At 72.9% G+C, this 8,369-nt stretch carries 7 protein-coding genes and 1 pseudogene; 3 read left to right on the forward strand and 5 right to left on the reverse strand.

Features of this window, described 5'->3' with window-relative positions; translation table 11 throughout:
• Nucleotides 1-1,034, reverse strand: a 1,034-nt coding sequence (locus L615_RS21290) for a threonine/serine exporter family protein (protein WP_145726401.1), incomplete at its 3' end; no start/stop codon positions are given.
• Between the two features lie 54 nt (nucleotides 1,035-1,088).
• On the opposite strand from L615_RS21290, the gene L615_RS21295 reads away from it, so the two are divergent.
• A complete protein-coding gene (locus L615_RS21295) occupies nucleotides 1,089-2,231 on the forward strand; it encodes a glutamate--cysteine ligase (protein ID WP_028656748.1) in 1,143 nt (380 codons plus the stop codon).
• A gap of 33 nt (nucleotides 2,232-2,264) precedes the next feature.
• Here L615_RS21295 and L615_RS21300 read toward each other — a convergent pair whose 3' ends face one another.
• The gene (locus L615_RS21300; protein ID WP_145726403.1) at nucleotides 2,265-3,878 is read right to left on the reverse strand and encodes a DUF2510 domain-containing protein; all 1,614 of its coding nucleotides are present in this window, start codon (nucleotides 3,876-3,878) and stop codon (nucleotides 2,265-2,267) included.
• Between the two features lie 102 nt (nucleotides 3,879-3,980).
• Here L615_RS21300 and L615_RS21305 point away from each other — a divergent pair, with 102 nt between their 5' ends.
• Nucleotides 3,981-5,450, forward strand: a complete 1,470-nt coding sequence (locus L615_RS21305) for a wax ester/triacylglycerol synthase family O-acyltransferase (protein ID WP_036518689.1) — start codon at nucleotides 3,981-3,983, stop codon at nucleotides 5,448-5,450.
• Between the two features lie 9 nt (nucleotides 5,451-5,459).
• Here the strand turns inward: L615_RS21305 and L615_RS21310 are convergent, their stop codons facing one another.
• Complete coding sequence (locus L615_RS21310; protein WP_145726404.1) at nucleotides 5,460-6,653, reverse strand: site-specific DNA-methyltransferase; 1,194 nt, start codon at nucleotides 6,651-6,653, stop codon at nucleotides 5,460-5,462.
• Nucleotides 6,654-6,679: 26 nt separating this feature from the next.
• Here L615_RS21310 and L615_RS21315 point away from each other — a divergent pair, with 26 nt between their 5' ends.
• Nucleotides 6,680-7,273 (forward strand): mismatch-specific DNA-glycosylase, encoded by a 594-nt coding sequence (locus tag L615_RS21315; RefSeq protein ID WP_028656752.1) that lies wholly within the window; start codon nucleotides 6,680-6,682, stop codon nucleotides 7,271-7,273.
• Nucleotides 7,274-7,297: 24 nt separating this feature from the next.
• On the opposite strand, the gene L615_RS21320 is transcribed toward L615_RS21315, so the two are convergent.
• Together L615_RS21320 and L615_RS23610 are read right to left on the reverse strand one after the other, a co-directional pair.
• Nucleotides 7,298-7,873, reverse strand: a complete 576-nt coding sequence (locus L615_RS21320) for a hemerythrin domain-containing protein (RefSeq protein WP_145726405.1) — start codon at nucleotides 7,871-7,873, stop codon at nucleotides 7,298-7,300.
• Between the two features lie 57 nt (nucleotides 7,874-7,930).
• Nucleotides 7,931-8,369, reverse strand: a pseudogene (locus tag L615_RS23610) (PKD domain containing protein); the annotation flags it as partial.

The raw sequence follows: 8,369 nt of genomic DNA on the forward strand, positions 1-8,369 counted from the left end.
CCGACGGTGTAGCCGAAGAGGCCGATCATGAAGGCGGCGATGCCGACCGACCAGGGGCGGCCGAAGCCGGCCTCGATGATCAGGCCGGTGGCGGTGATCGCGCCGGCTCCGAGGACGCCGATCGGGAGCAGGGTGCGCAGCGGGGCGTAGCAGGCGAAGGCGAAGGCCGCGGCCGCGATGCCGGCCCCGATCGCGGTGGCGGTCAGGCTGACCAGGTCGAAGCGGGGCAGGGTGAGCCGCGGGATCTCGAGCCCGATCTGCGCGCACAGCGACAGGCCGCCGCTGACGCCGGCGATGATGCCGGCGGTCGCGAGCACCGCCTCGAGCACGCGGGCGCCGCCGGTGACGAAGAAGCCGGAGAGGGCGTCCTGGATCGCGCCGACGAAGCCGATGCCGGCGAGCAGCATGATGATGTTCGCGGTGACGACGAGCGAGGCGTTGAGGTGCACCCACGGCTCGGCGAGGCGGGTGCCGAGCGCGGCGAGGACGGTGGCGACGACGCCGCCGGCCACCTGCTGGTAGAAGCCGGGCAGGCGCCGCCGGGTCATCCACATCTGCAGCCGGTCGATGCAGACGGCGGCGAGCATCGCGACGAGCACCACGACCGCGTTGCCGCCGAGCTGGAGGCCGACGCCGCCGCACATCACGCCGACGCCGAGGGTCGCCGCCCAGCGGGGACGGGCGTGGCCGGACGACACGATCGCCGCGAGCTCGGTACGGGCGTCCTCGAGGCCCACCTTCCCGGCGACGACGTCGCGGACCAGGTGGTCGACACGGGTGAGGTCCTCGTAGTCGATGTCGCGCTGGGTGACCGAGCGCAGCTGCACGACCGGCGGCTCGTCGAGCCCCTGCTGGACGCTCATCGCCAGCGACGTGAAGGTGACGTCGACCTGGGTCTGGCGCACGCCGAGCGCCCGCGCGAGGGCCCGCATCGTCGCGACGACGTCCGGCGCACCGGCGCCTGACGAGAGCAGCACCTCCCCCACCTTCAGGCACAGGTCGAGCGTGCGGTGAAGGGTCCGCAGGTCGTCCATCCCCCCATGCTGTCAGGTTCGCCACCGCGACCGGGCGACCCCTACGCTGAGGAGGTGCGCATCGACTTCCACGGCTCGCCCGAGCCGACGCTCGGGGTGGAGTGGGAGTTCGCACTGGTCGACCGCCGCACCCGCGACCTCCGCAACGACGCCGCCCATCTCTTCGCGCGGGCGAAGCCGCGGATGCCCGACCCCGGCAAGCTGCACAAGGAGCTGCTGCGCAACACCGTCGAGGTCGTGACCGGCGTGTGCCCCACCGTCGCCGACGCGATGGCCGACCTGACCGACACGCTGCGCCACGTCACCTCCGCGGCCGACGACCTCGACCTGGACCTGTACGGCGCCGGCACGCACCCCTTCGCGAGCTGGACCGGGCAGCAGCTGACCGAGGGCCACCGCTACGAGGAGCTGATCAACCGCACCCAGTGGTGGGGCCGGCAGATGCTGATCTGGGGCGTCCACGTGCACGTCGGCCTCCCTGAGAAGAGCCGGGTGATGCCGGTCCTCGCCGCGCTGCTCACCTACTACCCGCACCTGCAGGCGCTCTCGGCGTCCTCGCCGATCTGGATGGGCGTCGACACCGGCTACGCCTCCAACCGGGCGCTGATGTTCCAGCAGCTGCCGACCGCGGGCCTGCCGTTCCAGTTCGAGCGGTGGGAGGAGTTCGAGGCGTTCGCGCACGACCAGGTCACCACCGGCGTCATCGACGAGCTCAGCGAGATCCGCTGGGACCTGCGCCCCGCCCCCACGCACGGCACCCTCGAGAACCGCATCTGCGACGGTGTCTCGACCCTCACCGACATGGCCGCGCTGGTGGCGCTCATGCACTGCCTGGTCGTCTGGCTCGACGGCCGCGCCGCCGCCGGCGAGCGCCTGCCGACGATGCCGCCGTGGCACGTGCAGGAGAACAAGTGGCGCGCCGCACGGTACGGCGTCGACGCGATCGTGATCCTCGACGCCGAGTCGAACGAGCGGCTGGTCACCGAGGACCTCGCCGAGCTCGTCGAGCAGCTCGCGCCCACCGCGGAGCGACTCGGCTGCTCCGCGGAGCTGGCGTCCGTCCTCGACATCCCGACCCGCGGTCCGTCGTACCAGCGCCAGCGGGTGGTGGCCGGGCGCACCGACAACGACCTGGTCGCCGTCGTCGACTCCGTGGTCCGCGAGCTCCGCGTCGAGCTCGACCAGCGCCCCGGCTAGCCGGGGCAGCCGGGCGACCGGGGCCGGGGGCCGTCAGTAGCGCGGTACCCCGATGAACTCGATGCGGCAGTCGTCGTCCTCGCACACCGGGGTGTCGGTCCACACCAGCGCGGACTCGAAGCCCGACCCGGTCGACGTCATCACCTGCACGCCGGTGAACTTCGACTCGCCGAAGGCCTTCACCACGAACACGAGGTCGGCCTTGCCGTCGCCGGTGACGTCGCTCAGCACGGCGCCCTGCAGCGTCCGGGACCCGATCTTCGAGCTGCCCGTGAAGCCGGCGACCTCCTCGAGGCGGCCCCTGGAGACGTCGTAGGCGTTGACGTCGATGATCCCGGTGCTGGAGTTGGTGCGGACGCCGATGAGGTAGGTCTTGCCGTCGCCGGTCACGTCGCCGGCGCGCAGCGCGTCGAGGTAGACGCCCGGCTTGTTGACCGCGCCGGCGTCGAACCCCTTGCCGGTCGAGGTCAGCAGCGCGTAGCCACGGTCCCCGGAGTAGTAGCCGCCATAGTCCTTGTCGCTGACCCGCTCGGCCGGCAGCTGGACCCACAGGTCGGTGTCGCCGTCGCCGTCGAAGTCGCCGGGGTGCAGCCGCACCACGTCGATCACCGCGTTCGGCATCGACAGCCACAGCCGCGGGGCGGAGAAGGTGCCCTTGCCGTCGTTGGTGAGCACGCTGACGTCGACGTTGCGGTCGTTGGGGCTGGCGATGACCAGGTCCTGGTCGCCGTCGCCGTCGAAGTCACCGTGGGCGAGCTGGATCTCCGCGTCGCCGTACTCCTTCAGCGTCGACAGCGACAGCGTGAACGTCTGGTCCTCGGGGAAGGCGTCGTCGGAGGACGTCAGCGTGACCTGCTTGCCGGAGGCCACGAACTTCCACGCGAGGTGGTCGTTGGCGCCGTCGCCGTCCCAGTCGAGGAAGATCTCGTTGGGCTCCCGGTAGGGGTCGACCGCGGTCTCGCGGGTCTCGAAGCCGTTGCCGTTGCTCAGCGCCTCGACCCGCGTCACCTTGTCGTAGTCGAGGTAGAAGTAGAACCGCGCGTCGCCGTACCCGTCGCCGTTGATGTCGCCCTGCACGGCGGCCGTGGCCGGCTCGTCGGTCGGGTCGTCGCCCGACCCGCCACCACCGCTCCACGGCTGCAGCACGGCGAGCGTGATGCCGACCCCCGCGACGAGGACGAGCACGGCGGCCAGGGTGAGCCACAGCCCGAGGCGGCTCTTGCGCGGACCGCCCGCCGGGGTGCCGTACGACGGCTGGCCCGGCTGCCCGGGGCCCTGCCCCTGGCCGCTGGGCCCCTGCCCGCTGTTCGGCCAGCTGCCGGGGGTGGGCCAGCTGCCCGGCCCCGGCTGCGAGGGGACGTGGCCGTAGCCCGGCGGTGCCGACGGCGGCGGTCCGGCAGGTGCCTGGGCCGGCGGCGGCGCGGTCGGGGCGCCGGGGAACGACGGTCCCTGCCCGGGCTGCCCGGACTGCCCGGGCTGCGCCTGCTGACCGGGTACGGCGGTGGGCGCAGCGTCGTCGTGCCGCTGGCGGACCTGGGTGGGCTCGGCCTTGCGGCGCCGCTCGTCGGTCCACGCGTTGCCGTCCCAGCGCCGCTCCCAGCCGTCGCCGTCGGGGTACCAGCCCGCGGGCGTCGAGAAGTCGTTCACGTCCGAGTCCTAACCGGTTCGAGGGCAGATGAAACGCGGCAGGCGGTTGTGACCGGGACCCGGACGCGCAAGGATCGGGCCCTGCGACGAAAGGGGACCTCCGTGGTTTCTGTTCCGGGGTTCCGGCCCATCGACCCGACCTCGGCCGCCTTCCTGCTCGCGGAGAACCGTAGCCAGCCGATGCACGTCGGTGGCCTGCAGCTCTTCGAACGGCCGGCCGACGCCGGTCCGGGCTACGTCCGGGAGATGTTCGAGTCGATGCGCGACACCGAGCAGCTGGCACCGCTGTTCGTGAAGCACCCGCACCGCTCGGTGCGGACCGGCGGCACCCTGGTCTGGCGCGACGACGACCAGCTCGACATCGAGCACCACGTCCGCCACAGCGCGCTCCCCCAGCCCGGCCGGGTGCGGGAGCTGCTCGAGCTGGTCGGCCGGCTGCACTCCACCCGGCTGGCCTGGGAGCGGCCGCTGTGGGAGACGCACGTCATCGAGGGCCTGGCCGACGGCCGGGTCGCGATGTACACCAAGCTCCACCACGCGCTGGTCGACGGCATCTCGGCGATGCGGCTGATGGCGAGCGTGCTCTCCGACGACCCCGACCGGCGCGGCATGCCGGCGCCCTTTGCCGCGGACGCCGCGCCCCGCAACCGGCGCGGGCAGCAACCGGGCGAGGGAGATGGTGAGGGGCACGACCCGCTGACCGCTGCGGCCAGCGCCGCCAAGTCGCTCGCGGACCTGCCGGCCGACGCGCTGCGCAGCGCGATGAGCCTGAGCGCCGAGGCGGCCGGGATGCCGGCGGCGCTGGTCAAGACGCTGCGCAAGGGACTGCGCAACGAGACGTCCGCCGTCTCCCTGGCCGCCCCGCGCACGATCTTCAACCAGTCGATCACCGGCGCGCGCCGCTTCGCCGCCCAGGACTGGCCGGTGGAGCGGATGCGAGCCGTGGGCAAGGCCACCGGCACGACCATCAACGACGTCGTGCTGGCCATGTGCAGCGGCGCGATGCGGACCTACCTCGAGGAGCTCGACGCCCTGCCGGACCGCTCGATGGTGTCGATGGTCCCGGTCGGGCTGAACGCCAAGCAGGCCGGCGTCGCCTCCGCCGAGGGCGGCAACGCGATCGGGGCGGTGATGGTGCGCCTGGCCACCGACCTGGCCGACCCCGCCGACCGGCTGCGCACCATCAACCAGTCGATGCAGGACGGCAAGGAGGCGCTGTCGTCGATGACGCCGGCGCAGATCGTCGCGATGAGCGCGATCGGCATGGCGCCCTCGATTGTCATCCCGGCCCTGGGCATGCAGGGCGTGGTGCGCCCGCCGTTCAACCTGATCATCAGCAACGTGCCGGGTCCCCGGGACACGCACTACTGGAACGGCGCGAAGCTCGTCGGCACCTACCCGGTTTCCATCCCGATCAACGGCATGGCGCTCAACATCACCTGCACGTCGTACTCCGGCAACATGGGCTTCGGCCTGACCGGCTGTCGGCGCACGGTGCCGCACCTGCAGCGGCTGCTGACCTTCCTCGACGACGAGCTCGCCGCGCTGGAGAAGGCCGCCGGAATCGGCTGAGGCCCGCGCTCAGGCGGGGCCGGGTTGCTCGACGAACCCGCCCCCGACCCGCTCGGCGACCGCCTGCAGCCGGGCGCGGGTGATCGCGGAGACCGTTGCGTAGCCGGCCCGCTCGGCGTTCGAGCCGGGCCGGGTGGGCTCGGGCGCGTTCACCGACAGGCAGGTACGACGACCGCCGTCGGCCGCGTTCGCGAGCGCGACCGCGTGCCCGGTGGTGCCGGACCCGGCGAAGTAGTCGAGGACCCGGGCGTCGTCCGGCATGGTGTCGAGGATCCGCAGCAGCAGCCCGGTGGGCTTGGGCGACTCGAAGAGGTGGCCGACCAGGTCCTTGAGCTCGGCGACCGCGGTGTCGGTGGAGCCGACCTCCTCGGCGAGCCAGATGGTCCGCAGCTTCTTGCGCCGCCCGCCGACCGGGTGCCGCCAGTCTCGCTGGTAGACGTCGACCCGCTCCCCCGCCACCCCCCGCACCCGGCGGCACTCGAGGTCGTCGGGGCGCTCGTCGATCCGGCGGCGGGACCAGCGCCAGACGGCCGGCGTCCCGTCGCCGAACACCGGCTTCACCTCGACGGCTCCGGGGAACGGCTCGGTCGCCACCTGCCCGGTGTCGGGGKCGCCCCAGACCGCGAAGTGCAGCGTCGGCGCGGTGAGCGGGTTGAACTTCTTGTTGGTGTTGCGCAGCGGGAGGCGCCGGTAGCGGCGGCCGKCGGGCGCGACGAGCGGGAAGTCGGACTCGACGACGGTCGAGGCCGACGACGCATCCAGGACGCACCGGGCGGCGTCCCTGGCGTAGACGAGGAGGTACTCGTGCGAGGTGGCGAAGCCGCGGCCCAGCTGCCGGCCCTTGGGGTTGAGGTTGACCACGACCTGGGCGAGGAAGTTCTCCTCGCCGTACACCTCGTCGAGCAGCAGCCGCAGGTGCGCGACCTCGTGGTCGTCGATGCTCACGAAGATCGCGCCGGTCGGGGCGAGGACCCGGTGACCGGCCTCGAGGCGGGGGCGCATGAAGGCCCGCCACGCGGCGTGCCGGCCGCGGGCGCCCTCGCCGCGCTCGCCGCGGAAGTCGTCGCGGTAGGCGAAGTCGTTGCCGGTGTTGTACGGCGGGTCGATGTAGACCAGGTCGAAGGACTCCGCGGGCAGGCCGGCCAGCACGTCGAGGTTGTCGCCCTCGACGAACGTGTTCCAGATGGGCTGCGGTTCGGCCACGGGCCCATCGTGGCAGGCTCGTCGCCGTGACCACCGCGCCCCGCCGTACCTTCTCCCGCGCCGAGCTCGAGTCGTTCCGCGACGCCGTCGTCCCCGACCTGCTTCCGACCCGGCCGGGTCAGGAGCTGCGGCTGCTCTTCGTCGGCATCAACCCGGGGTTGTGGACCGCGGCGACGAGCACCCACTTCGCCCACCCGGGCAACCGCTTCTACCCCGCGCTGCTGCGGGCCGGGGTGATCACGACGCCGGTCGACCCGGCCAACGGCATGGACGACGACCAGCGCGACCTGCTGCGCGACCGCGGGATCGGCATCACCAACGTCGTGCCCCGTGCGACGGCGAAGGCCTCGGAGCTGTCGAACGAGGAGCTGCGGGCCGGCGGTGCGCAGCTCGTGGCGCTCGTCGAGCGGGAGCAGCCGAAGGTGGTCGCGATCGCCGGCATCACGGCCTACCGCGCCGCCTTCGGCAGGCCCAGGGCGGTGCCGGGGCGCCAGCCGGAGGACCTCGCCGGCGCGGAGCTGTGGGTGGTGCCGAACCCGAGCGGGCTCAACGCCCACGAGACGGTGGACTCGCTGGCCGCGGCCTACCGCGAGGTGGGCCGGGCGGCCGGGATCGTCTGACCCCGGCCGGCGCCGGCCAGCGGGTCACTCCTCGTCGTCGCCCTCGTCCTCGTCGTCATCGTCGAGCAGGCCCTCGGCGCGCGCCTGCTCGACGATGCGGCGGACGTTCTCGACCGAGCCGCAGCCCTGGTCGATCAGCTCGTTGCGCCGCGCGGCCCACTTGGCGCCGAGGTCGAAGCGGACCTTGGCCGACACCTCGGTGCGCGCCGGCTCGATGATGGTCAGCTCCTCCTCCGCGATGTGGTGGGCGATGAGGTTGCTGAGCTCCTCCACGGCGTCGGTGAAGGCCTGGGTGTCGGTGCCCTTGAGCTCGAGCACCTTCAGCAGCGCCTCGTTGCCCTCGGCGTGCTCCTCCTCGCCGTGCTCGACGGTCTCGCCGTCGATGTCCTCGGCCTTGCGGCGCAGCACGGGGTAGACGAGCTCCTCCTCGGCCTCGCCGTGGGCGATCAGCACGTCGGCGAACGCGCGGCGGACGGTGTCGCGGTCGGCGGTGCCGAGGCGGAGCTGGGCCAGGAGCAGCTCGAATCGACGGTGGTCGTCAGCGATCAGGTCGAGGACGTCGCCCGACGTGGGGCGACCGGTATCGATTCCGGTGGTCATGCCGCGGCCGGTACCCGCAGGACCCGGGGACAGTCCTGCGGGCACCGCGTCGCGGCCTCACGGCTGGCCGATCACCACGCTGAACATCACGGCCCGGGTGACCGACGGGCTGGCGGTGGCGACCCGCCCGGCCTGCGGCCCGGAAGGTACGACGCCGTCGGAGTCCGCGGTGAGCGAGAACACCGCGCCACCGCCGGACCCGGAGGTCGCCTCCCGCACCCCGCCGCCGGTCGTGCTCAGCGAGGTGTCCGAGGAGCTCTTCACCGCCCAGTAGGTGCTCACCCAGCTGCCCGGCGTCGCGACCACCGCGGGGGCGGTCAGCGACGTGGTGGACGCCGTGCTGACCGCGACGGCGCTGTCGACCACGGACGACCCGCCGCTGCTGCGGTAGGCCGTGACCGTGAGGTCGGCCTTCGCGATCGACGACAGCGTCACCGTCACCAGCGAGTCCGCGTCCGACGCCGTCGCGGTGCGGGTCCACAACCGGCCCTGGACG

The organism is Nocardioides sp. J9 (assembly GCF_007829375.1).
Taxonomy (GTDB): domain Bacteria; phylum Actinomycetota; class Actinomycetes; order Propionibacteriales; family Nocardioidaceae; genus Nocardioides.